Origin of the sequence: Priestia sp. HNGD-A6 (assembly GCF_045784335.1) — a bacterium.
Classification (GTDB): domain Bacteria; phylum Bacillota; class Bacilli; order Bacillales; family Bacillaceae_H; genus Priestia; species Priestia zanthoxyli.
This window is the reverse complement of the sequence record NZ_CP138621.1, coordinates 4,004,505-4,027,376: the sequence shown is the minus strand read 5'-3', so window position 1 is coordinate 4,027,376 and position 22,872 is coordinate 4,004,505. Positions and strand designations below refer to the sequence as shown.

The following is a 22,872-nucleotide window of genomic DNA, read 5'->3' as shown; positions in this document are numbered from 1 at the left end:
ATGATTGCTTTTTTATTAGGCTTGATGGACAGGAGACGCTTTTTTTAAAAACAGCCAGTTGATAAGAAAGAGTAGGAAGCTTACGATAACCATTGTTCCGAATGTAAGCAATAACGACCCGCTCGAAAAGCTTTTTATAAAATGAATAATCGGTTCTTTTGTTACTGGAATTGTGAACAGTAACACCAGAACAGCACCGCTGATCATCCCTCCTGTTTGCCCGAATTTGTAGACAATGCTGCCAAGCAAACACGCGGCTGCTGTAATAAAAAAGATAAAGACAGCGTCCGTTAAAAAGTGAACAGCGAGAGTAGGATCATGGAAGATAAAATCACTTGCATAATAAAGCTGAACATTCATTAAATTTAAACTATTAATCACCTTCATTGAAATGCTCATGATGACAACATTGATAAAAGACATTACAATTGCAAATAGAGCAAAAACACAGGTCATCGTTGAAAGATATGCTTTACGAGTAGCCCCTAACTTTAAGCAAAAGGAAAAACTTTTTCGAATGATAATAAAACTTACAATACCTGAAAAGATATACTGCGGCATACTTGTTACTAACAGAAGATGCTCATTCACCTGACTGAACACTAAAATATCTACTGCAACAAAAGCTAGCAGAATCGTCCAAAAGCGAATCATTAAATACTTTAGTTCAACGTAGAGCGAATAACTAATGGCTGCAAACTGTCCTTTCATTACGCTACACCTCCACGATTGGCTGTAAGATAAATCATAATATCCTGTATGTGAACGGCTTCTACATGAAACGAACTGTCGACAAGTTCTTCAGCATAAATATCTTCATTAAACAGCACTATTTTTTTCTCTCCCCCGAATACTTGTTCATGGATGACTTGCTTTCCTTTTTCATACTCTTCAATTTGACTTTTAGGTCCTTTCACACTTACACAGCGCTGCTGCAAATTTTCTGCCGTGTCCTGAAGAATCAGCTTTCCTTTTTGCATAATAAGTACTTCTTCAAATAAATTACTTACTTCATCAATTAAGTGCGTTGAAATAATGAACGTGCGAGGATACTCTTCATATTCATCCAATAAAAGCTCATAAAAGCGCGCTCGCATCGCAGCATCAAGTCCAATATAAGGTTCATCAAAAATTGTGATGCTTGTGCGAGAAGATAACCCAACAATAATTCCTAACGCTGATTCCATACCTTTAGACAATGCTTTCACTTTCCTATTACAATCTAAATCGAACTCTTCCATAAGCCTCTCAGCAGCTTCCTGGCTCCAATAAGGATAAAAAAAGGAGGCAATTTTTAGCACGTCTTTGACTTTTAATGTTTTTTTGAAATTTCCGCTTTCGTTAATTAAGCAGATGTTTTGTAGAACAGAGCGGTTTTCAAACGGAGATTGATTTCCCACTTTTACCTCTCCTGTTGTAACTGGAATATGTCCGGCTACAATTTGCATCAGAGTCGTTTTACCCGCTCCGTTTCTACCTAGCAGTCCGTATATTTTATTTTGTGCTAGCGTAAGTGAAATATCCTTTAACACTTGCTTAGATCCGTAGCATTTATTTAACAGCTGCGCTTCTATATTCATTCTATTTCCCCCTTGTCTAACAGCTCTTTTAACTCGGTTACCGTAATTCCTAAATGCTGTGCTTCTTTTTTCAGCGGAACGATAAAACGGTTATAAAATTCTTCTTTTCTTTGTGTAAGCAACACTTCTTTGGCACCCGCACATACAAACATCCCGATCCCTCTCTTTTTATACAATATTCCGTGGTCAACTAGCTGATTAATTCCTTTAGCTGCCGTTGCAGGGTTAATGCGATACATTTTGGCAAAGTCATTCGTAGACGGTACTCTTTCTTCTTCTGGAAAAGCATCATTCAAAATATTCTCTTCGATGGTTTCTTTGATTTGTTGAAAAATTGGTCGCTGATGATCTAATGATTGTTTCATTTTGACTACCTCACTTAAGTGGTTCATTACTCATGTAACTAACTATATAACTAACTGGTTATTTTTTCAAGTATTATTTCCAAAAAAAGAAAAAAAGTCCGTCAGTTAGTTACTGACGGACTTTTTCATTTGACTGTTTAACCACTTGACCGTTCTTTTTACTAGCTCATCCTGCTGCTCTTTAGGAGAAATACTGGCTTTGTTGTCGCCTTTTTGTTTCCCGTACATTCCAAACTGTGCGTGATTAGCTCCTTTTACTTGGACCAGCTCCGTATTTTTTGAAAGTAAATGCTTGGTTTCTTTAATTTTTTCAGGCGTCGACAAACCATCTTTCTCACCGGTTAAAGACAAAATAGGGTAAGTGGAGGTTGAAAAATCATTTTTATTCATCGGATACGATGCTAAAAGAACTAAGCCTTTTATTGAGTTTTGATGATCATACGCATAAGACGCTGCACTCACTCCTCCAAGGGAATGCCCTCCGATAAACCATGCGGCAATCTTCGGGTAGCTCTTCACAATATCCGTCGCTTTATTTTGACTAAAGAAGCTCATATTAAACGGAGAATCTACAACAGCAACAAGATATCCTTCATTTGCAATTTGCTGAGCATAATAGCCATATGCTAACGGCTCTACTTTAGCACCTTGATAAATAATATAGCCGGCCTTTATCTCTTTGTTCGTTTGAGGCTTAAATACGTAATAATCGTCTTTTTTCACTACTTTTTTCTCATCTATCAGTGAGTGAAGCTGTTTTGAAGGTTCATAATCAAAACCCGACCATATAACAAAAAAAGCCGCGGTTACTGCAACAAGAACGGCAAGACTGACTCCTAGTATTTTTAACGTTTTTTTCATGTCACTCCCTCTTTCTGTTTTTTTACTATGTACTCTTTTTATATCTTTTAGACATTTTACATGTTTGTTTCAAAGACATACAAGAAAAAAGAGGGGCTCAATATGCATGAAGCAGCAAAAGTAACGTAAACCATTACAAACAATCAAGCAGAGAAAGCTAAAAATTCGGCTGTAAGCTATAATAAGGGGCAGTCTCATTAGCAGACAACCTTCATTAATGAATATCTCGTTTCTTAAACCTTCCTCCCCTGACTTCAGCAATAGCTGCTACAGCAAAAAAAGCAGATGGATCTATCTCATCGATAATCGCTTTTAACTTTGCTTCTTCAAGCCTGGTAATAACACAAAAAATCACTTTTTTATCATCTCCCGTATACGCACCTTCCCCGTTTAAATACGTGACGCCTCTCCCTAAACGAGCAAGAATTGCTTCACCAATTTGTTCATATTGTTCGCTAATAATCCAAGCTGACTTGGACTCATCTAAACCTTGAATCACAATGTCAATCGTTTTAAAAGCAATGAAGTAAGCCATTAAAGAATACATAGCGCGATCCCAGCCAAATACAAAACCGGCACTTCCCAAAATAAATAAATTAAAAAACATAATCGTCTCACCTACGGAGAACGGCGTACGCTTATTAAATAAAATAGCTAATATCTCGGTGCCGTCTAAAGAACCTCCGTATCGAATAACAATTCCTACTCCCACACCAAGAACAATTCCGCCAAACACAGTTGCTAAAAGAGGGTCGCCTGTTAAGACCGGCAAGTCGTGAAAAATAGAGGTAGCAATGGATAGAATGATAACACCTAATAGCGTAGATAGCGCAAATGTTTTTCCAATTTGCTTGTATCCAATAAAAAAGAATGGAAGATTTAATACGAAGATATAAAAGCCGATTTGAACATCCGTTAAGTGGGATAAAATAATAGATATACCTACAATTCCACCGTCAATAACCTCATTAGGGACAAGAAAAAATTCTAGCCCGACGGCCATTAAAAGGGCCCCCACTAAAATAAATAGCATACGCTTTACAATCATTTTAGCTGATAGCGAACGATGAACAACCTTTTTTATTTCATGATTCGTTTGCAGCACATAACTTCCCCTCCTTTTTGTGATAGAGACATCAATTACTAACTAAACGCTCTATTTTAATATTATCACAAAATTCAAACTATTTATCTGCTCTTTTACAAAAATTTCATCTAATGAAATAAATTATGCATATATTGGATAAAATTGTAGATGATAACAAGTGAATAAATGCCCGAGTACGTTCAAAAGTGAATGCACCCCGACCACTTTTCATACGGGATTAACAGGACAAACTTAGATTAAAAGGAGAGTAAAACGTTATGAACCGTGTAAAGATTATTGCTGCTTCTTTACTCGCAGTTTTATTGCTAGCTTTTTCAGATAATTTCACTTCTGCAGCTGTGCAGGAGGCAATGATACGAGTTGTGCATGCATCACCTGATGCACCTGAAGTAGATATATATGTGGACAATCAAAGCATCGTAGTCGGCGCATCGTTTAAAGATGTGACAGATTACCTTAAGGTACCTGCGGGGTCTCATAAAGTAGAGGTATATGCTATAGGTACAAAAGGAAAAGAAAAACCTGTCATTTCCACTAATGTAACCGTCGAAGCAAACAAAGCCTATACCCTTGCTGCTATTAACCAAGTTGCACACTTAGAATTAAAAGTAGCTCAAGATGATATGAACGTAGCTAAAGGAAAGAGTAAAATCCGAATTGCTCACTTTTCTCCAGATGCTCCCGCTGTTAATGTAGGTATTAATCACGGCCCTACTTTGTTTAAAGACACTGCTTTTAAACAAATGACAAATTATTCTGAAGTAGATGCCGGAACTTATGATTTAACCATCGCAACTAGTCAAGACAACAAAAAAATACTGGAAATTCCAAAGCTTAATTTAGAAGCCAACACGGTCTACACGGTGCTCGCTATTAACAAAGCCGACAGCCTTGAAACACTGTTATTAAAAGATAATACCGCTATGCCTTCCGAAATGCCAAAAACAGGTATGGGCGGTGCTTCAGAGGATAATTATAATTCAATTGTGCCGGTTCTTACTTTATTGGGAATTGGAGCGGTCGCTATATTTGTTGTTCGTCGTCACAGAGGATACGAAAGCGAATGAAATGGATAGGAGGGGTTTTCACCTTTTCTTTTATACTATTCATGAGCAGCTGGTTTGCCCAATCAGCATTTGCAAACAGCTCGACGGATTTTGTTGTGAAGATGGCTGAAACAAAATCGGCTCAATCCTTGAATTCTTCAGGGACCGCTTCTACACCTCTTCCATCTCAGCTTATTATTCCGAAGCTTCATATCAAGGCTTTTATAAAAGGAATGGGCCTTACTAATCAAGGTGAAATGAGCGTTCCTGATAACGGTCATGATGTAGCATGGTTTAAGCTTGGAGCAAGACCCGGAGAGGAAGGAAATGCGGTCATTGCAGGACATGTTGATGACCAAAAAGGACCCGCTATCTTCTATCATCTCGACAAGCTCACAAAAGGAGATGAAATTTTTGTAACCGATCAGCAAGGTCAGCAGCTGGCCTTTGTTGTTACCAATAAAGCTTCTTACCCCCGAGAGTCTGCTCCTATCAGAGAGATTTTCGGTCCAACTTTTCAACACCAGCTTAATTTAATCACCTGTACGGGAACATTTGATCATAGACAGAAAACTCATGAGCGCAGACTCGTTATTTATACAAGCCTCCGCCCGGAAAAAACAGCCGATGTTTCTCACTAAACATCGGCCTTTATTACTTTTAATTACACACTGGTTCGTTTTATTTAAATATTTACACAGCCTTAATATGAACACAACATCTCGCTGGTAAACTAATGCACGACCCCTCAATAAAAAGGAGTTTTGATATGAGACGAAAATGGTGGTTTGTAAGCTCAATCACTTTTTGTTTATGCGGTATTTTTATGTTTATACATACGCAGGCAGCTTCTACTCAAGCAGAAAAAGTAGCCATTATTGCTCATCGAGGCGCATCAGGATATGAGCCAGAGCATACGATGCAATCTTATCTCACGGCCGTCCAGCAAAAAGCGGATTACATTGAACTTGATCTTCACATGTCTAAAGATCAGCAGCTTGTAGCCATTCATGACTACAAAGTTGACCGCACGACAAATGGAACAGGATATGTAAAACAGTATACAGTGAAGCAACTTCAGCGTTTGAACGCAGGAAAAGGTCCTAAAAAAGCGGTCATTCCAACTTTAGAAGAAATATTCCGTACGTTTGGCAATCGAACAAACTATTATATTGAAACAAAATCTCCTCATGAATATCCAGGTATGGAAAAAGAATTGTTAACGCTGATGGCTAAGTACAACATTCATACCAGTCACGTCATTGTACAATCATTTAGTCCTGAAAGCTTAAAAACCGTCCATCGATACCGACCTACTATGAAACTAATTCAACTGATTCGTTCCAAGCAAACCAATATGTTAACAGATCAGCAGTTCAGACAAATTAAAACATACGCGAACGGCATCGGTCCTAACGCAAGCACGCTGACAAAACCATATGTACAAAAAGCTCGCTCGTATGATTTAGACGTCCACCCGTATACAGTAAATGATGAAAAACAAATGAGAACACTTATCGAGTGGGGCGTAACCGGCATGTTTACTAATTACCCGGATCGTCTTTATAACGTGCTTCATAAAAAATAAACACTTGCCGCGGCAAGTGTTTATTCTTTATACATCTCTTCTATTCGCTCGCCACAAGTACAGGCTAATTAATGCTATGGCATAAAGCAAAGCCCAGCCAAACACCAAAAATTTATTTAATCCTTCGTTAATAAATTGAATGATTGCAGATACGGGCGGCAGTACATACAGCAGCAGTCCGCCTCCTTGATACGGAAATGAAACGCCTGCCGCTGCAAGCGTAATGATTAAAATAAATAGAGGTCCAAACCATGATAAGCTGCCTTCTCTTACAACATCTCTTGTAAAAACAAGACCTATGCTCATACCAAGCAAACTAAACGTCCAGTGAATAATAAACCCAAACACCATTTGCTTAGTGGATATATCCACTTCAAACATATCAAGCAGCACGGGATAGGCAATTGAAACCGCTGATAAAAATGTAAACAGCAGAACACAGCTAATAAGTTTGCTCGTAAAGTACTTATTCTTTTTCCCTACGTGAAGTTTTGTAATAACTTCTTGACTGGAATCTTCCGCGTGAAACAGCGACATTGTAAACCAAGTGGTTAGAAAAAAGAGGAAAAGCGCCGTATTAAAAAAGCTATCAAGCACCGGGTTCGGTCTATATGTATAGTTCATACACAGCGAAATAATATAAAGTGCAAGCGGCGGAATATATCGATACGATTTAATATATGTAATAAAATGATAGCGAATCAATGCACCCATCTTAAATTTCTTCCCTTTCCATATGATATAGCTTTACAACTTCACCTTGAACAGCAAGTAATTCTGCAAGAAACTCGTTTACATATTTTTTATCTATATAAAAAATCCAGTAGTTTCCGTGCTGTTCAATTTTCGTGCACTTTTCTTTTAATAAACGAAGTGGCTTATTAAGAATCACATTTGCCTCAATAACCGTTAAATGCTCAATGAGTTGAACGCGCTCATTTTTTAAAATGCGCTGTGACCCAATGGTGATAACACGATCTGCTACAGCATGTATGAGCCTTTCTTCATGACACGTAAATACAATGGTCATCCCTCGTTCTTTTAGCTTTGTAAAAATTCGTTCTACTTCTAGCTGAGCACGCGCATCTAATCCTGATAGAGGTTCATCAAGTAATAGCAGCTTAGAAGAACTCAGCAGTGCTTGCATCATGTTGACTTTTTGCTTCATTCCTTTTGAAAAAGAAACGATTTCTTCATGTCTAAACTCTACCATTTCGAAAGTTTCGAGCAGCTCTTCAATTCTAGAGCTGCGCTTTTTCTTAGACAATCCTTGAATTCGTCCCATGTGCTGCAAATAACCTACTAGGGTAAAACGCAGCTCCTGAGGAAATTGCTCTACCACAAATCCAGGCGTACCGGTTTCTTTATCAAGGTGAATTGTTCCTTTAGTCGGTTTAGATAATCCGCCAATTAGCTTTAAAAACGTACTTTTTCCCGCCCCGTTTTTTCCAACAATCGCAACAGTCTCTCCTTTATAAAGGGTCGTATGAATGTTTTCTAATACGGTATGTTTTTTGTATACTTTTGCAACATTTTTTAATTCAATCAGTTTTTCCATCCGCTGCCTCGCCTCTCCATAATCCTATATGTTAAATCATAGCATATTTATGGGGAATGTGCTTCCATCTCTATACGTTTCAGCTAAATTTTTCCCGTACAAAAAAGCCTTTGATATGGTCAAAGGCTTTTTATAGACAATACCATATGCTCTTCATCAATAAATTCACCATCTACTTGAAGAGCTCTTTTTTCATACGCATAAGAAGTAAAACCGAGGCTTTTGTATAGGGCTTTTGCCCCTTCATTTTTAGCAGCGACAGCTAGGTAGATTTGCAAAACATTCGTTTTGGAAAAAGCTTGTTCAACAGCGGCTTTTAACAGCTTCTTCCCAAGACCTTTCCCCCTTGCTTCAGGGGCTACGTACATGCCCCAAATATCTCCTTTATGCTGAACTTTTAAAGGCTTTTGCTGCTGAAACCCTACAATCCCTACAAGCTGGCTTTCCATAAAAGCTCCTACTACAAATTCTGATTGGCTGCTTGGAAAATAATTTCTGATATCAGCAATTTCTTTTTCATATTCTTCTTCATAACTTAAAATAAAACTTTCGGGATGATCTTTTAAAGCACGAAGACGGAGTTCAAAGTACACGTCAGCGTCTTCTTTTGCCAACAATCGTATATTCATCTTTTCACCTTAGTTTCTTATGTTTTAATTAGCTATTAAGGACTGTACACGCTAAATACTTCATTCCACCGATACAGCTCATAATAATTTCCAGGCAGGTCTAAATCTGAAATGAGTACCTTGTCATTTTTCGTATCTTTTACGCGTGTTAAAAGATTTGCTTGTTTTCGATTTGTACGAATCCACATCGTTTGATTCGTTGCTTTATGATAAACAGGCGCGTAATCGCCTAAGCCTTTTTGCGGAAATGTGAACTGACTTTGCTTATTGGTCTTTACATTCATGCTATATAAAAAAGGCAGCGGCCTCTTTTTTTCATCATTCGACCACCCTGCTTCGGGCACACGTGAAATGATGATGTTATCTTTTTCTGTCCAAGTGAAATCCCAATCTGCGAAGCCTTTTGGCGTAAACACATGTTCTTTAAAAACGGGCATCTCTTTTAAAGTGAACTTTTTATTTTCGGTGGCAAATCTTCCTTCTCCATTAATAAATGCCAGTACTTGCTCTTCATTACTCCACTTAAACCAATTGGGTACATTAAGCATATCTCCCACCACTTGAAAAGCTTTTCCTTCTTTTGTAATGATGCACAGCTTATTTGCATCTGCAGACATCGAAGCCGTTGGAATAGCGATAAAACTAATCCATTGACCGTTAGGAGACCATTTAAAGCTGCTTGTTGTATACGCAAAAAATGAATCATTCTCTGCTGGCAGCGTCGTAAAAGCCTCTACTTTTTTCACGTCTAACCCTGCATATTTGCTCACTGTATATAGCTTTACCGGTCCCCATCCCGTGGGCGCCAGCGCAGCAGCTGACGTAATTAAAAATCGATCTCCTTCCGGAAACCATGAAAACTGATCAACTCCTATGGCTACACGCTTCTTTTCATGCGTTTTAACGTTGTAATATACTAAGATTCCATTCGAAATATACGCAAGCTCCTCGGCAACCGGTGACCATTGATAATGAGTCACATCATGTTCAACAAGCAGCGGTTTTCCTTTTAACGGTGCAATCATTAAAGAATCATTTTCTGCATACGCAACTATATCTCCATGTGATGACCATTGAGGCATAGAGGCATGACGGGCATAGGATAACTGCCTTTCGGTACCGTTATCATATACCCATAGGTTTCCTTGCCGTATAAAACTGACCTTCACTGTATTGGCAGCATTTATTTGCATAGGGAACAACATAAGAAAAAGCAGACATAACGCTATTTTTTTCACCATGTTCACTCCTGTCTTTTTTTATAGCGTTACACAAATCTCCTCATCTCATCACATTTTTGAAAAAATAAAAAAGCGCAGCGGATAGCTGCGCTTTTTGTATATTATGATTTTGACTTAGATTTTGGTGATGGCTTTGTTTTAGCTTGTGCTGCATTATTAGCCGCATCTTTTTCTTTTAATAAACTCATACGTTTTTTCAAGTAGTAACCTTGTCCAATTCCGAATAAGTTACCAATTACCCAATATAGTGCAAGAGCAGATGGAAGTGAAATTCCCGCTACTAAGATGAAGATTGGCATAATGTTCATCATCATTTTCATTGGAGGTTGAATTTCATCCGTCATACTTACACGAATTTGTAAGAATGTCGTAATCGCTGCAACTACCGGTAAAATGAAGTAAGGATCTGGCTTTCCTAAACTTACCCATAAGAATGAATGCTGCGCAATTTCATGCGTTCGTGCAATGGCATTATAAAATGCGATAATAATAGGCATTTGAATAAAGATTGGCAAACATCCGCCAACCGGATTAATTTTATGCGTTTGGTAAAGCTGCATCATTTCTTTTTGCTGCTTTTGCTGTGTTTCCGGATCTTTTTTACCAGCATATTTCTTTTGAATCTTTTCCATCTCTGGACGAAGTGCTTGCATAGCCATCGTGCTCTTTTGCTGTTTTAAAATAAGTGGCAATAGAACTAAACGAATGATAATCGTTGCAATAATAATAGACAGACCATAGCTTCCGCCTGCCCACTCGGCAATTTTCGTTAATGCCATAGATAAAGGGTAAACAAAATAATGATCCCAGAATCCGCCACTTGTAGCCGTAACCGGTGTTTTTGTACTGCTACAGCCGGCTAGAGCTAAAAGAAGCGCTCCCATTAAACCAAGCAATAATAATTTTTTATTTCTTTTCATATTCTTTCCTCCTAATAATGACTAAATGTATGAAGTGTTTTTCAGAAGGAAAGGATCTTCTTCATCATTATTCTTCTCTTTAACTGGTGTTTTTCTATACACATGTATAAATACATTTCGTCTTTTCCATATCGTTAATACTGAAGGATCGATCCCTGCATTCACATGGTCAGTGACAGGTTCCGCATGAAAAGCCGTAAACCTAGCTTCACGAAGCATATAATAACAAAGGATGTATAAAACGAAAGCAGATAAATACGGCGCATATAGAAAAAGATCGTGATAAAATTCCATGTGCCAGCTCTCTTTCTGACTATAATAGTACAATCCAATATATGTAGTGTAGCATTTACGTTCCTGTTACACAACATCAACTTATCTCTTTGACTGTTCTACGTATTACTTTTTAAAAAGTTTCATATTTACGACACAAAATTTGCTCATCATAAAATATGATGAGCAAATCTAATCCCATTCTCTATTCTCGTATGCTTAGCGCTGGTTCTCAGTCTTCTTTTAGTTTCATGAACCACGTAACGCCGAATGCTACACCCACAGAAATAATCATACCGATGATATAGTGAATTAAATTGCTCATACCAAGCGGTGCGGCGATTGCCATCATTGGAATACCTGTGAGTCCGTAGGCGTTAGCTACTACGTGCATAAGTACCACGTAGCCTCCCCCCGCTGCTCCGCCTATAGCTGCAGCAATAAATGGCTTGCGAAGTCGTAAGTTGACCCCAAAAATAATCGGTTCTGTAATTCCTAAGAAGGAAGAAATAGCAGCTGGAATCGCAATTTTTTTCGTTTTGGCATTTTTCGTTTTAAAATAAACAGCCAGCCCTGCTCCTCCTTGCGCCACATTCGCACAGGCCCAAATAGGAAGTAAGAAGTTAACGCCAATCTTCGGATTAGCAAGCAGTCCTGCTTCAATAGCATGAAAACTATGCTGCAAGCCTGTTAATACAATGGTTGAATATAAGCCACCAAACAAAATTCCTGCAAACACTCCGGCTACATCGTATAGAGACTGAAGGCTAATGGAAATTAAATCTCCAATATAGCGACCGAAAGGACCAATAAACACAAGTGACACAAAGCCTGTAATAATAACAGTTAAAAAAGGCGTAACAAGTAAATCAACCGAATTCGGCACAATTTTCCGGAGTCCCTTTTCAATTTTGCTCATGACGTATATAGCCAATAAAATCGGAACGACCGTACCTTGATAGCCAATCAGCGGAATACTTAAGCCAAACAAATCCATATATTCTGGCTTAGCATCTGCTAATGTCCATGGATTTAATAACATCGGATGCGTCAAAATTCCTCCGATAACCGCTCCAAGATAAGGGTTTGAACCAAATTCTTTTGCAGCTGAAAACCCGATTAAAATCGGTAAAATGATAAATGCTGCGCCTGAGAACATGTCCAATAAAACAAATAACGCACTATCTTCTGAGACCCAGTGGAACGCTTTCATCATACCGAGCAATCCCATTAATAAACCGCTTGCTACAATGGCTGGAATAATCGGAACAAAAATATTGGAAAGCATGCGAGCAAAACGGGCAAATGGGTTCATCTTCTTCTTCATTTCTTCTTGGTGATCTACTGGGGCAGCAGCCTCTTCAGCGCCTAATTCTTTAACAAAAGCAGCGTGGATTTTATTAACGAGACCGGTTCCAAAAATGATTTGAAACTGTCCTGAATTTGAAAAAGCCCCTTTTACATCCTCTATTTCATCCAAACCTTTTTGATCGATTTTGCTTTCATCTCGAATAACGAGGCGCAAACGCGTAGCACAGTGCTGGGCACTAGCAATATTTTCTTTTCCTCCCAAAAGCGGAACAAGCTTTTTAGCAATTTCTTTTACGTCCATCTTACTTCCTCCTTGTTGTATGTCATAAAAAAAGCAAGACCTAAAACACGCTTATAAAAGACACACTTGTCCTTTATGCGCATTCTAGGTCTTGCCTGCTTTACCAGTCACAATCCCGATTATTCAATTAATACGCTTTCATTGTACTCAATGCAACAATATTCGTCAATGCTTTTTTCTATATTCTTTGCTCTATTCGGCAAATGTGAAGCGTGATGTAGCCTAACTCCGCTTCTGGAAAATTAATGTCGTACTCCTCTTTGACAAATTGCTTTATCGTTTCAGCACACTGATACGATTTTTTATATTTGACTTTTAATACGTCGAGCATCTCTTCATCCATCTCATGAAAAGGTTCATTTTGCGCTAAACGATTTAACGCAAAGCGCAAGTGAGTCAGCAGACGCTGATAGGACATGCTGTTTTCATCAATCTCCATATTCAGCTCTTTTTTTATAATCGTAACCATTTCATTAATAATCGTTGTATTCATCATGAGCTGCTGCATTCCTGGTGAATTCAGTTTCGCCGTATGAATATGAAGCGCAATATATCCCGCTTCATCGATCGGCATCGTGATGTCTAACCTCTTTTTGATATGCTGAAGAGCCCACACTCCTATTTCATACTCAGGCTGATAGAGTGATTTAATTTCATTAAGCAATTTATTTTGGATAGAAATTCCGCGGGCTATCCTTTCGACAGCAAAGGATAAATGATCGCTCAAAGCAATATGCACATGATGACTTAGCGTAGCAGAAAGCTGCTGCTCAGCATACGAAATGATTTCTTCCGCCACTTGAATATGCTCTTCAGGAAGATTTTTTAATAGTTCTTGAAACTTTTCCTGTTCTTCTTTCATGACAAAGACTTTCTCCACTTTTGCAGCATTAATAAGATCATTTTTACCTTTTTGAAAAGCGATGCCGGGACCCATCGCAATCTTTTCAACTCCGCCTTCCTTAAAGACAACGGCGTTGTTATTTAACACTTTTAAAATCTTCAAATGCGCTCTCCTTTCTTAAAGGAAAAGGCCTTGCTTATTACTTCATCGTTACTTTTGCACAAGCAGTTTCGCCTTTTTGAACCGTCCCTTGAGCCAAAATTTCGAAACTTTCACTTGCATCACTATTTGTAATAACAATTGGTGTGATAATGCTTTTCGCTTTTTCTTGAATAAGCGCTAAATCAAATGTAATAAGAGGTGTTCCTACACTTACTTTGTCACCTTGTGTTACGTGAGCTTCGAATCCTTCGCCTTCCATTGCCACTGTTTCAAGGCCGATATGTATTAATACTTCTGTACCGGCTTCTGTTTTTAAGCCTACCGCATGTTTTGTATGAAAAAGCTGAACGACTTCCCCAGCAACGGGTGAAACAACTTGTCCTTCTGAAGGTTCGATTGCAAAACCGTCTCCCATCATCTTCTGTGCGAACACTGGATCTGGCACTTCGCTGATTGGCAGGATATTACCTGAAAGCGGAGCTAGAACGGTTGTTTCTTTTGATTTTGTCTTATTACCAAATAATTTTTTAAACATCTCAATCACCCTTTTTTAGATTGTACTTGTAGCATACCCCAATGATTCTGCAGAAAAACTTCCCCTATCCTGATGGTACATTAACATGGTCATTATTTAACCATGCTTTTTTTATCTTGTAAATAAAAATGTATAAGCGCTTTTATAAGAAGCACGTTCCCTATGCTGCACTTTATGTAACCCTTTCTACATCTTCTGAAGGGTGGATATTGAATTTCAACCCTAAAAAAGAGGTTAAGACATAAACAAATGAATCCAATCTAAAGACGAATAACTCGTATACATGAGCCGAACCGCTTTTGACACCGCAGTTGATTTCCGTGCAAGACTTCGCTTTCCGCGGGCGGATGCTGAGCCTCCTCGTCGCATACGCTCCTGTGGGGTCTCACCTATTCCGCTTTTCCCGCAGGAGTCTTCGGCTTGCCCTCCCATCAACTGCTAGAAAGACTTACAAACATGAAACCTACGTTCACCGTAACAAAAAAAAACGAACCACTAATCAAACATCTTGATCAGTGGTTCGTTTTTCACTTCGCCTAAAATCCTTTTGTCCCAGCCTCTTGAGATTAGAACGTTGACGCAACTTCTTTTGCTTTTTCAGATGCTTTTGCTAGAATATTGTCTGCTTCTGCTGGCGTGTAAGCCATGCCTTCTGCAACAACCAGTTGGAAATCTTGAACACCAATGAATCCCATTACTGTACGTAAATAGCTTTGAGTAAATTCGAGCTCTGCCGCAGGGCCTTCTGAATACACGCCTCCACGAGCTTCTAGTAATACTACCTTTTTATCTGAAGCTAATCCTACTGGACCATTTTCAGTATATTTAAACGTTTTTCCTGCAATTAAAATGTTATCAATATATGCTTTCATTAGTGGAGGGAAGCTTAAGTTCCACATTGGAGCTGAGAAAATAACTTTGTCAGCTTGTAAAAACTGCTCTACTAATTCACCCATACGCGTTACTTTTTCTAACTCAACAGCTGATAATTCTTCACCAGCTCCAGCTTTTCCCCATGCTGCTAAAACATCTCCATCAATGAATGGAACTGTTTCTTTATACAGATCAAGCGTTGTCACTGTATCAGTCGGGTTTGCTGTTTTATACTCATCCAAGAAAACCTGTGCTAAACGAGTTGAAAATGATGCTTCATCAACCTGCGGATTTACTTTTACATATAATACATTTGCCATAAATGTCATCTCCTAAAAAGTGTCTATTATCATCAATTCGAGATATTACTAAACAAATTATCTTTAATTCGAGATTTATTATATAACGCCATTTTTTATGCGTCAACCCTTTCGCACAAAAAAACTCCGCAAGCGGAGTTTTATACACATTGAAATTCTCGAATTTGATTTACATCTACCCCAGCATACACCCAGAAAGATCCTGTCCAGCGATATCCTGCAACTGAGCGTCTGCCCACAAAGGTTGGGTAAAACCAGTAAGGTCGACCATTTCTCGGCCATATATAGGTGTATCGGTATAAGCATCCTGAAATAGCGCCTGGATCAACAGCATAAAGCGATGGACCTCCTGAACCTAGCTTTGGTGCAGGTGTAAAACCTGGCGGCGGACTTGAAGGTGGCTGCGCTCCTCCCTGCGGCGGAAACCCTTGACCTCCTCCTCCAGGTGGTGGCGGCGGAAAGCCCTGACCTCCTCCTCCAGGTGGAAACGATGGAAAGCCTTGGCCTCCTCCAGGTGGAAACAAATTTTGAAAACGTGGATCGTATTGATATGGATACATACGCACTCCCCCTTTATAATGCTTGCTACGTTACAATATGCATCATAATGAAGATAGGTGAATGTCTACTTTTACCTTCTATAGACTAATGGAACGATGTCAAACTTGGTGAGCTTAAAGGAGGCTTACCCGAAGAAATAATAAATCCAACACGGAAACTACTTGCGTGTTGGATCTGCTTGCGGAAAATATTTTTCAATAAAATTATACAGCCAAAATACGGTAATCAAAATAGGCGCTATCAGAAAAGGATGTTGAACCCACATTTTCACCAGTACCTTTTCAAATGACGGAATCGATTTTAACACTTGAAATAACGAGCTTCCGCTAAAAATAACGCTCGTTCCTATCAATAAAAAAGACAGCGAGTTAAATTGATCTATCCACATACTCATAGAGATATAAAAACTAACACCGGTTCCTATGCCCCCCATTATTCCGCTTAAAATACTTTTTACCGAAAAAGGAATCCCCACAAACCATCCGGCTCCTAGTCCTGCACACCCTGCTAAAATGCTAGAAAAAAGCAGCGGCTGCTCAAGCCAGAGACATGCATTCACTCCAACCACTAAGGTAACATGTATTCCTACGTGAAGGGAAATTCTTTTGCCAACAGGCTCTGAAACATAATGATGGTAGCGCCCGATATAAAAAATTGTCCACCATAATAATAAAAATGCTGTCAAACTTGCCCCTATAATCATAAACACACCTCTCTACGTTATGATTCTATTAATCTCTATCTATTATTTTCCTAATATCCTGTGTCTCTTATTCGGTAATCTACCCTATGCCTTCCATACGTTCATCAGTAAGAAAGTAGACTATGACTGTTTACTTGTAGGGAGCTAAGAAGTTGAATGTCTGCATGTAGAAAAAGATAGTGTAGAACACTTTCTCTTACCTTTACTATTATTCATATGTATAGCTTGCTAGATTTAGTCCTTGCAGTTTAGAATTTTTCAGTCGTTCATATGAAACTATTTGCCCCTTTCTTTCGTTATATATATACATGTTTCTTTATCTTTTCACGTGCAAAAAAAGATAAATTCCTATAATATGTTTTCATATTAACCTTTAAGGAGATAAAGAAGATGAATTGAATAAATCCTTACAAATAGAGTTTTTAGAAAAAAGAAATTGTTATCATTTCTCCTATTTATGTTATAGAATAATTCATGTATAATAAAAGGCTGTATGGTAACGCAGCTTGCGACATATCTTTTCTTACTTTTAGCAAGTCTATATTCAAAGCAAAAACTGCAAAGCGGGGTTAGTGCGACTCTTCATTAATCGACTTTGCATTAAAAACCAGCATTTTTCTTTTATCATAAAGAAAGAATGAGATTTAATAGTGACAGGTGAATAATATGGGTGAAAATCAAAGAAATGTTAGTAGATTTGACTGGAACTTGGCTTTCCTAATCTTCCTATTGTTTTGCGTAAGCGTTGTGGCAATCCATAGTGCTGAAAAAATTGGGCAGTATGATAAGAACTTCGTAGCGCAACAAGTTGTTTTTTATATTATTGGAATGGTGATTATAGGATTTGTCATGCGTTTTGACTCCGATCAGCTTCAAAAGCTAACGTGGGTTTTTTATGGATTTGGGAACTTTTTATTGCTTCTTTTACTAGTGGCTCCTTCAAGTATTGCCAGAGAAATTAACGGGGCAAAAAGTTGGTTCACACTTCCCGGCTTCTCGTTGCAGCCATCAGAGTTTATGAAAGTGTTTTTGATTATCACACTGAGTACGGTCATTGTTAAACACAATGAAAAATATCGTATCCGAACAGTAAGAGAAGACTTTTTACTGCTTGGTAAACTAGGCGCTGTACTTGCTTTACCTTTATTGTTAATCATGCAGCAGCCTGACTTAGGTACCGCTCTTGTGTTCTTAGCAATCACAGTTGGACTTGTATTTGTTTCAGGCGTAAGCTGGAAAATCATCGCGCCTGCATTTTTAGGTATTACAGCGGTTGGTTCTGTTATTTTGGGACTTGTTGTTTATGCACCTAACTTATTAGAAAAGTATCTAGGGGTTAAGCAATACCAATTTGGACGTATTTATTCTTGGCTTGATCCTGAGTCGTATAGTTCGGGAGAGGGCTATCATTTAAAGAAATCGTTAGATGCGATTGGGTCAGGAATGGTAAACGGTAAAGGGATCGGAAATGGAGTTGTCTATTTGCCAGAAGGACAGACCGACTTTATTTTTGCGGTTATTGGAGAAGAGTTTGGCTTTATAGGCGCCAGCATTGTTATTAGTCTTTTCTTCGTACTCGTTTATTACTTGATCAAGCTAGGGCTTGAAACAAAAAATGAATTCAATTCTTACTTATGTGTAGGCGTTATTTCAATGCTTACGTTCCACGTATTTCAAAATATCGGTATGACCATTCAAGTCTTGCCTATTACCGGAATTCCACTTCCTTTTATTTCATATGGAGGTAGTTCACTGATGGGGAACATGTTTGCAATGGGTCTGATGTTTGGAATCTCATGGCATCACAAACGCTATATGTTTGGAAATGATTAAAGAGAGACAATGGTCTCTCTTTTTTCTTTTATCTCCCTATTAAGCATGCTACAATAAAGAGAACGCTTTCAAAATCTGTTTTAAAAGGAGTAGATATGCATGCTTGATTACCAATATCGGCGCAAAGCCTATGCTATTTTGTTAAAACAGACATCCGCACCTTCATCTACAACTTCTTTTTCCACCTGGCTCATACAGCTACTAAAACGAAACAAGTAAAAAAGGTGTGCTACTGCACACCTTTTATTTGTTCGACAGCGACGTTAAGCCAATCTGCCTAACGATTTTTTTACTCTCTTCATTTAATCCTTTTACAATAACCTTTTTATTCAATCGCTCGTACTTATCGATAATTTTCGAGATGCCAATCACGGCCGATTGATCCCATATATGAGAAGAACTAAAATCAATAATGATGGTATCTGGGTCTGTTTCATACTGAAATTCATCCATAAAGAAACTGATGGTAGCAAAAAATAATTGCCCTGAAACTCTGTATTGCTTCGTATTACCTTCTGTTTGTGAAGTTGTTTTGATTTTAGCCATCTTCCAGCCAAATACAATCGTACTTAAAACAATACCTACCATTACTCCTAATGCTAAGTTATGTGTAAACAATACGATAACCACCGTAACAACCATTACAATGGCATCCGATAGCGGATATTTCGTTAAGTCTTTAAGGGACTGCCAATCAAATGTACCGGCAGCTACCATAAACATAACGCCTACAAGAGCAGCCATTGGAATTTGTTTAACAACATCGCCAAGCACCATAATTAAGAACAATAAAAAGACTCCGGCGACTAAGGTAGATAACCTTCCACGTCCCCCTGATTTTACATTAATCATAGATTGTCCAATCATGGCACAGCCAGCCATTCCTCCAAAGAAACCTGTTACAATATTAGCAATGCCTTGACCGCGCGCTTCTTTATTTTTATTCGAAGGCGTATCTGTAATTTCGTCCAGTACCGTTGCCGTTAGCATAGATTCAAGTAGGCCTACAATCGCCAAAGGAAGCGAATAAGGTAAAATGATGAGCAGTGTCTCCACTGATAAATCAACCTTTGGAAAGTGAAGAACCGGCAATGAACGCGTAATATTCCCCATATCTCCTACCGTTTTTAAATCTAAATGAAAGACAATCGCTACAATCGTCATCAAGACAATCGCAACAAGCGGAGATGGTATTGCCTTGGTCATGAGCGGAAATAAATAGACGATGAGCAGCGTTCCGGCTACCATGGCGTACATCATCCAATTTGCTCCTTCAAAATGCGGAAGCTGTGCGGTAAAAATCAAAATACCGAGCGCATTTACAAAGCCAATCATCACTGTTTGAGGAAGAAACGATAAAAACCTTCCTACTTTCAAAACACCAAGTAAAATTTGAATAATTCCGGTTAAAACAGTAGCTGCAAATAAATACTCAATGCCGTGATCTTTGACTAAGTTAATCATCAATAAAGACATTGCTCCTGTTGCAGCTGAAATCATAGCTGGTCTTCCACCTGTAAAAGCAATCACAATTGCCATACAAAAAGATGCATACAGACCAACCATAGGATCGACACCGGCGATAATGGAAAAAGCAAGGGCTTCTGGAATAAGCGCAAGAGCAACTGTCATCCCTGACAAAATGTCTGCTCGAACATTTGAAAACCACTGCTGCTTAATACTTGCCATCATGATGGTTTATCACCTCTTATGAATTTTTTATACGATTTTCGACTTTCACGAAAATCAAGGCCGTTTTTAACGTATCAAATCGTACCATACAATTTCCTATTTGGAAACAATTAATTTTCGCAAATAAAAAGACGAGAAGCTTGATTGCTTCTCGTCTTTTTATTTGTTACGCGGCAGCATTTCGCTTCCATTCAGCAAATAAATGAAATTATGTTCATTCATTAATTGCTGCTTCAAGCGCAACAACAATCATATCGTTGAACGTCGTTTGACGTTCTTCTGACGTTGTTTCTTCACCAGTGAAGATGTGATCACTTACTGTTAAAACCGACAAAGCATTACGGCCGTATTTAGCGGCTAGCGTATACAGAGCCGTCGTTTCCATTTCAACTGCCAATACGCCGTGAGCTGCTAATTTTTCTAGCTGGCCGTCTTCATTGTAAAATTGATCAGATGTAAATACACTTCCTACTTTTAACTGAAGGCCTTTTTCAACACCTGCATCATAAGCGCGCTTTAATAAATCAAAGTTAGCTGTCGGTGCATAGTCAATAGGACCAAATTTAACGCGGTTCATTTGTGAATCACTTGACGAAGACATGGCTAAAATAACGTCACGTACTTTTACATCTTTTTGGATTGCTCCGCATGTACCCACGCGAATTAGGTTTTGAACACCATATTCATTCATTAGTTCATTTACATAAATAGCAATCGATGGTACACCCATTCCCGTTCCTTGAACAGAAACGCGCTTTCCTTTATATGTTCCTGTAAATCCAAGCATACCGCGCACTTCGTTATAGCAAGTTACGTCTTCTAAAAACGTTTCTGCAATGTATTTTGCACGAAGTGGATCACCTGGAAGTAAAATCGTTTCTGCAATATCACCTTGTTTTGCCCCAATATGTACGCTCATTTCGTACCTCCTATATGTAAAAAATCTTACGCTTTCACTATACCATATTGTATCCCTTGCATGTCTATTTACTTCTAAAATTATGCGTCAAAAATAAAAAGACATACTGCCCAAAAAATGGCGTAGTATGTCTTTTTATATAAGGGTACGCTAATAGCGCAAGGGATTTACTAACTTTAGCTGAGGTGATATGTATGGGAAAAAAACATCGCAACCGAATTAATTCGCCTAAAAAGAATAATCACATTCCAAAAGAAGCAATTATAGCAGAACATGAAGCCCATGGAGATGAATATTCAGCAACAAACCGAAAAAATGGCCCTGGTCATCATACTCGTGATTACTAAGAGTCAACATATAAATAAAAAGCGGCCAGATAGGTCGCTTTTACCTTATGTTTAACGTACATGCAGGCGATTCACTTTTTGCCATCCGTCTGTCCATAGCTTGTAGTAATATTTCCCTCGAGTACCTTCATCAATTAACAAAATATCGCCTGTGCTAATAAATCTCGCATCACAATCTTTTGGCAAATTATCAGCAATATTAAACATCTGAAATACTTGTGTTGCAGCGTCTTGATGATCGAGTGCTGTAATCGTTAGACGATGGACAGGCTTATATCCACGCTTTTCGCCTTTTTCTTCTGTTTGCATAATGGTTACATCATATTCTGTGCTAATATTAAATTGTTTTTTTATTGTGGTCCACACACTCAACATTCTTCCCTCCACCCAAAAGCAAGTATTTACTCTTTTACGTCATGTATTCTTATATAATTAGTGATAAAATCCGAAAACCCTTTATCGAATCAAAACGTTTTTTGTCGAAATTACTAGTTTTTTCTTATTAAACATGTACATAAAATATTTGTTTCCCATTTTATCATTAGTTGTTTTTGAATGGATGAATCAATAGGCCTACTTAAACAAAATGAAATATTAACGAAAAAAATGTAACCATTGCTCCTATTTTTGGTTATATAGGCGCTTAGAAAGGAGGTAGACTCCTAATGACCAAGCAAGTCCTACACAATATCCTGCTAGTATATCCGTTAAAAAGTGTACGCCTAAATACAAACGGCTAAATCCAATTAATAAAATAATAATAGCAATTACGCATGCAGCTGCCGTTTTAATAGCCCTGCTTCTTGTATACATCCATATTAACAAAAGCACTCCGCTGTAAAACGCCATTGAGTTCATGGCATGTCCGCTCGGAAAACTATAGTGAGAGGCGGGAACGACTTGACTCCAATCAGGTCTTGGTCTTGCAAAAATCTCCTTCAATCCCCAATTTAAAGCGCGAACTCCCCAAAAAACAAGCGTGATATATAAAGCGAGCAATCCTTTTCGTTTATAAAGAAGAAATACTATAATGGCAAACCATATTGGCGCAGTGACATACCAAGATCCTACAGTTGTTATAAATATGATGATGGGTGTTAACGTATCCGTCCTCCATCCTTCAATGGTATGAAGTACATTAAAGTCAAGCTGTTTCACCCAAGGTGTATTAAACGTAAATAAAATGAGTAAAAAGAAAGCTAAAAGCGATACAATAAATAGAGAATATTTTGTAGTGCGATTTACCATTTTTTATTTCCTCCAACCTATTAAAAGAAAAAGCATGTAGCGTGCTACATGCTT

26 protein-coding genes are annotated in these 22,872 nt (G+C 38.3%); 5 read left to right on the top strand and 21 right to left on the bottom strand.

Annotated features, from left to right (window positions below; translation table 11 throughout):
* Positions 1-15: 15 nt before the first annotated feature.
* The 5 genes from SCI76_RS20550 to SCI76_RS20530 all read right to left on the bottom strand — a co-directional run bounded on the left by SCI76_RS20550 (position 16) and on the right by SCI76_RS20530 (position 3,911).
* A complete protein-coding gene (locus SCI76_RS20550; protein WP_033579869.1) occupies positions 16-711 on the bottom strand; it encodes a hypothetical protein in 696 nt (231 codons plus the stop codon).
* Positions 711-1,580, bottom strand: a complete 870-nt coding sequence (locus tag SCI76_RS20545) for an ABC transporter ATP-binding protein (RefSeq protein ID WP_028415094.1) — start codon at positions 1,578-1,580, stop codon at positions 711-713. Before SCI76_RS20545 ends, SCI76_RS20550 begins: the two co-directional genes overlap by 1 nt.
* Positions 1,577-1,945: a GntR family transcriptional regulator gene (locus SCI76_RS20540; RefSeq protein WP_328179558.1), complete on the bottom strand. Its 369-nt coding sequence runs from the start codon at positions 1,943-1,945 to the stop codon at positions 1,577-1,579. The genes SCI76_RS20545 and SCI76_RS20540 overlap by 4 nt, the downstream gene beginning before the upstream one ends.
* Positions 1,946-2,050: 105 nt before the next feature.
* Complete coding sequence (locus SCI76_RS20535) at positions 2,051-2,806, bottom strand: alpha/beta family hydrolase (protein ID WP_328179557.1); 756 nt, start codon at positions 2,804-2,806, stop codon at positions 2,051-2,053.
* A 214-nt stretch (positions 2,807-3,020) separates the two neighbouring features.
* Entirely contained in the window at positions 3,021-3,911 is an 891-nt protein-coding gene (locus SCI76_RS20530) for a YitT family protein (protein WP_013058693.1), read from the bottom strand.
* Between the two features lie 260 nt (positions 3,912-4,171).
* On the opposite strand from SCI76_RS20530, the gene SCI76_RS20525 reads away from it, so the two are divergent.
* From SCI76_RS20525 to SCI76_RS20515, 3 genes are all read left to right on the top strand, one after another.
* The gene (locus SCI76_RS20525; protein ID WP_048019902.1) at positions 4,172-4,981 is read left to right on the top strand and encodes a DUF4397 domain-containing protein; all 810 of its coding nucleotides are present in this window, start codon (positions 4,172-4,174) and stop codon (positions 4,979-4,981) included.
* Complete coding sequence (locus tag SCI76_RS20520; protein ID WP_048019901.1) at positions 4,978-5,601, top strand: class F sortase; 624 nt, start codon at positions 4,978-4,980, stop codon at positions 5,599-5,601. The genes SCI76_RS20525 and SCI76_RS20520 overlap by 4 nt, the downstream gene beginning before the upstream one ends.
* Positions 5,602-5,729: 128 nt before the next feature.
* A complete protein-coding gene (locus tag SCI76_RS20515; RefSeq protein WP_048019900.1) occupies positions 5,730-6,548 on the top strand; it encodes a glycerophosphodiester phosphodiesterase family protein in 819 nt (272 codons plus the stop codon).
* Positions 6,549-6,575: 27 nt separating this feature from the next.
* On the opposite strand, the gene SCI76_RS20510 is transcribed toward SCI76_RS20515, so the two are convergent.
* From SCI76_RS20510 to SCI76_RS20455, 12 genes are all read right to left on the bottom strand, one after another.
* Complete coding sequence (locus SCI76_RS20510) at positions 6,576-7,262, bottom strand: hypothetical protein (protein WP_028415100.1); 687 nt, start codon at positions 7,260-7,262, stop codon at positions 6,576-6,578.
* 1 nt (position 7,263) lies between these two features.
* Positions 7,264-8,106 (bottom strand): ATP-binding cassette domain-containing protein, encoded by an 843-nt coding sequence (locus SCI76_RS20505; protein ID WP_028415101.1) that lies wholly within the window; start codon positions 8,104-8,106, stop codon positions 7,264-7,266.
* 119 nt (positions 8,107-8,225) lie between these two features.
* On the bottom strand, positions 8,226-8,735 hold the full coding sequence (locus tag SCI76_RS20500) for a GNAT family N-acetyltransferase (protein WP_033579864.1): 510 nt from the start codon (positions 8,733-8,735) through the stop codon (positions 8,226-8,228).
* Between the two features lie 35 nt (positions 8,736-8,770).
* Positions 8,771-9,976, bottom strand: coding sequence for a hypothetical protein (locus tag SCI76_RS20495; RefSeq protein WP_034328202.1), 1,206 nt, complete (start codon positions 9,974-9,976; stop codon positions 8,771-8,773).
* Positions 9,977-10,077: 101 nt separating this feature from the next.
* Positions 10,078-10,896 carry a membrane protein insertase YidC gene (gene yidC / locus SCI76_RS20490; RefSeq protein ID WP_048019899.1) on the bottom strand — a complete coding sequence of 273 codons (819 nt, stop codon included), beginning with the start codon at positions 10,894-10,896 and terminating at the stop codon, positions 10,078-10,080.
* A gap of 505 nt (positions 10,897-11,401) precedes the next feature.
* Positions 11,402-12,781 (bottom strand): sucrose-specific PTS transporter subunit IIBC, encoded by a 1,380-nt coding sequence (locus SCI76_RS20485; RefSeq protein ID WP_028415103.1) that lies wholly within the window; start codon positions 12,779-12,781, stop codon positions 11,402-11,404.
* A 178-nt stretch (positions 12,782-12,959) separates the two neighbouring features.
* A complete protein-coding gene (locus tag SCI76_RS20480) occupies positions 12,960-13,787 on the bottom strand; it encodes a PRD domain-containing protein (protein WP_048019898.1) in 828 nt (275 codons plus the stop codon).
* Positions 13,788-13,824: 37 nt separating this feature from the next.
* Positions 13,825-14,322, bottom strand: a complete 498-nt coding sequence (locus tag SCI76_RS20475) for a PTS glucose transporter subunit IIA (protein WP_028415105.1) — start codon at positions 14,320-14,322, stop codon at positions 13,825-13,827.
* A gap of 234 nt (positions 14,323-14,556) precedes the next feature.
* Positions 14,557-14,754, bottom strand: coding sequence for a hypothetical protein (locus tag SCI76_RS20470; RefSeq protein ID WP_372452798.1), 198 nt, complete (start codon positions 14,752-14,754; stop codon positions 14,557-14,559).
* A 134-nt stretch (positions 14,755-14,888) separates the two neighbouring features.
* Positions 14,889-15,515, bottom strand: a complete 627-nt coding sequence (locus tag SCI76_RS20465; protein WP_014458563.1) for an FMN-dependent NADH-azoreductase — start codon at positions 15,513-15,515, stop codon at positions 14,889-14,891.
* Between the two features lie 140 nt (positions 15,516-15,655).
* Positions 15,656-16,075, bottom strand: a complete 420-nt coding sequence (locus SCI76_RS20460; protein ID WP_328132242.1) for a transporter — start codon at positions 16,073-16,075, stop codon at positions 15,656-15,658.
* 158 nt (positions 16,076-16,233) lie between these two features.
* The gene (locus tag SCI76_RS20455; protein WP_048019897.1) at positions 16,234-16,779 is read right to left on the bottom strand and encodes a hypothetical protein; all 546 of its coding nucleotides are present in this window, start codon (positions 16,777-16,779) and stop codon (positions 16,234-16,236) included.
* Between the two features lie 666 nt (positions 16,780-17,445).
* Between SCI76_RS20455 and SCI76_RS20450 the strand changes: the two genes are divergently transcribed.
* Entirely contained in the window at positions 17,446-18,612 is a 1,167-nt protein-coding gene (locus tag SCI76_RS20450; RefSeq protein WP_014458560.1) for an FtsW/RodA/SpoVE family cell cycle protein, read from the top strand.
* Between the two features lie 243 nt (positions 18,613-18,855).
* Here the strand turns inward: SCI76_RS20450 and SCI76_RS20445 are convergent, their stop codons facing one another.
* The gene (locus SCI76_RS20445) at positions 18,856-20,304 is read right to left on the bottom strand and encodes a SulP family inorganic anion transporter (protein WP_048019896.1); all 1,449 of its coding nucleotides are present in this window, start codon (positions 20,302-20,304) and stop codon (positions 18,856-18,858) included.
* Positions 20,305-20,518: 214 nt separating this feature from the next.
* The gene (gene deoD, locus SCI76_RS20440) at positions 20,519-21,223 is read right to left on the bottom strand and encodes a purine-nucleoside phosphorylase (RefSeq protein WP_013058711.1); all 705 of its coding nucleotides are present in this window, start codon (positions 21,221-21,223) and stop codon (positions 20,519-20,521) included.
* A 194-nt stretch (positions 21,224-21,417) separates the two neighbouring features.
* On the opposite strand from deoD, the gene SCI76_RS20435 reads away from it, so the two are divergent.
* On the top strand, positions 21,418-21,570 hold the full coding sequence (locus SCI76_RS20435; RefSeq protein WP_013058712.1) for a hypothetical protein: 153 nt from the start codon (positions 21,418-21,420) through the stop codon (positions 21,568-21,570).
* 51 nt (positions 21,571-21,621) lie between these two features.
* Here the strand turns inward: SCI76_RS20435 and SCI76_RS20430 are convergent, their stop codons facing one another.
* Both SCI76_RS20430 and SCI76_RS20425 read right to left on the bottom strand, forming a co-directional pair.
* Positions 21,622-21,945 carry a hypothetical protein gene (locus tag SCI76_RS20430; RefSeq protein ID WP_221832105.1) on the bottom strand — a complete coding sequence of 108 codons (324 nt, stop codon included), beginning with the start codon at positions 21,943-21,945 and terminating at the stop codon, positions 21,622-21,624.
* A 246-nt stretch (positions 21,946-22,191) separates the two neighbouring features.
* On the bottom strand, positions 22,192-22,818 hold the full coding sequence (locus SCI76_RS20425) for a phosphatase PAP2 family protein (RefSeq protein ID WP_028415110.1): 627 nt from the start codon (positions 22,816-22,818) through the stop codon (positions 22,192-22,194).
* Positions 22,819-22,872: the final 54 nt, after the last annotated feature.

What these genes read in the sequence shown, in the direction of transcription:
- SCI76_RS20550 (WP_033579869.1), bottom strand. Translation starts at nt 711, where the DNA reads ATGAAAGGACAGTTTGCAGCCATTAGTTATTCGCTCTACGTTGAACTA.
- SCI76_RS20545 (WP_028415094.1), bottom strand. Translation starts at nt 1,580, where the DNA reads ATGAATATAGAAGCGCAGCTGTTAAATAAATGCTACGGATCTAAGCAA.
- SCI76_RS20540 (WP_328179558.1), bottom strand. Translation starts at nt 1,945, where the DNA reads ATGAAACAATCATTAGATCATCAGCGACCAATTTTTCAACAAATCAAA.
- SCI76_RS20535 (WP_328179557.1), bottom strand. Translation starts at nt 2,806, where the DNA reads ATGAAAAAAACGTTAAAAATACTAGGAGTCAGTCTTGCCGTTCTTGTT.
- SCI76_RS20525 (WP_048019902.1), top strand. Translation starts at nt 4,172, where the DNA reads ATGAACCGTGTAAAGATTATTGCTGCTTCTTTACTCGCAGTTTTATTG.
- SCI76_RS20520 (WP_048019901.1), top strand. Translation starts at nt 4,978, where the DNA reads ATGAAATGGATAGGAGGGGTTTTCACCTTTTCTTTTATACTATTCATG.
- SCI76_RS20515 (WP_048019900.1), top strand. Translation starts at nt 5,730, where the DNA reads ATGAGACGAAAATGGTGGTTTGTAAGCTCAATCACTTTTTGTTTATGC.
- SCI76_RS20510 (WP_028415100.1), bottom strand. Translation starts at nt 7,262, where the DNA reads ATGGGTGCATTGATTCGCTATCATTTTATTACATATATTAAATCGTAT.
- SCI76_RS20505 (WP_028415101.1), bottom strand. Translation starts at nt 8,106, where the DNA reads ATGGAAAAACTGATTGAATTAAAAAATGTTGCAAAAGTATACAAAAAA.
- SCI76_RS20500 (WP_033579864.1), bottom strand. Translation starts at nt 8,735, where the DNA reads ATGAATATACGATTGTTGGCAAAAGAAGACGCTGACGTGTACTTTGAA.
- SCI76_RS20495 (WP_034328202.1), bottom strand. Translation starts at nt 9,976, where the DNA reads ATGGTGAAAAAAATAGCGTTATGTCTGCTTTTTCTTATGTTGTTCCCT.
- yidC (WP_048019899.1), bottom strand. Translation starts at nt 10,896, where the DNA reads ATGAAAAGAAATAAAAAATTATTATTGCTTGGTTTAATGGGAGCGCTT.
- SCI76_RS20485 (WP_028415103.1), bottom strand. Translation starts at nt 12,781, where the DNA reads ATGGACGTAAAAGAAATTGCTAAAAAGCTTGTTCCGCTTTTGGGAGGA.
- SCI76_RS20475 (WP_028415105.1), bottom strand. Translation starts at nt 14,322, where the DNA reads ATGTTTAAAAAATTATTTGGTAATAAGACAAAATCAAAAGAAACAACC.
- SCI76_RS20470 (WP_372452798.1), bottom strand. Translation starts at nt 14,754, where the DNA reads ATGGGAGGGCAAGCCGAAGACTCCTGCGGGAAAAGCGGAATAGGTGAG.
- SCI76_RS20465 (WP_014458563.1), bottom strand. Translation starts at nt 15,515, where the DNA reads ATGGCAAATGTATTATATGTAAAAGTAAATCCGCAGGTTGATGAAGCA.
- SCI76_RS20460 (WP_328132242.1), bottom strand. Translation starts at nt 16,075, where the DNA reads ATGTATCCATATCAATACGATCCACGTTTTCAAAATTTGTTTCCACCT.
- SCI76_RS20455 (WP_048019897.1), bottom strand. Translation starts at nt 16,779, where the DNA reads ATGATTATAGGGGCAAGTTTGACAGCATTTTTATTATTATGGTGGACA.
- SCI76_RS20450 (WP_014458560.1), top strand. Translation starts at nt 17,446, where the DNA reads ATGGGTGAAAATCAAAGAAATGTTAGTAGATTTGACTGGAACTTGGCT.
- SCI76_RS20445 (WP_048019896.1), bottom strand. Translation starts at nt 20,304, where the DNA reads ATGATGGCAAGTATTAAGCAGCAGTGGTTTTCAAATGTTCGAGCAGAC.
- deoD (WP_013058711.1), bottom strand. Translation starts at nt 21,223, where the DNA reads ATGAGCGTACATATTGGGGCAAAACAAGGTGATATTGCAGAAACGATT.
- SCI76_RS20435 (WP_013058712.1), top strand. Translation starts at nt 21,418, where the DNA reads ATGGGAAAAAAACATCGCAACCGAATTAATTCGCCTAAAAAGAATAAT.
- SCI76_RS20430 (WP_221832105.1), bottom strand. Translation starts at nt 21,945, where the DNA reads ATGTTGAGTGTGTGGACCACAATAAAAAAACAATTTAATATTAGCACA.
- SCI76_RS20425 (WP_028415110.1), bottom strand. Translation starts at nt 22,818, where the DNA reads ATGGTAAATCGCACTACAAAATATTCTCTATTTATTGTATCGCTTTTA.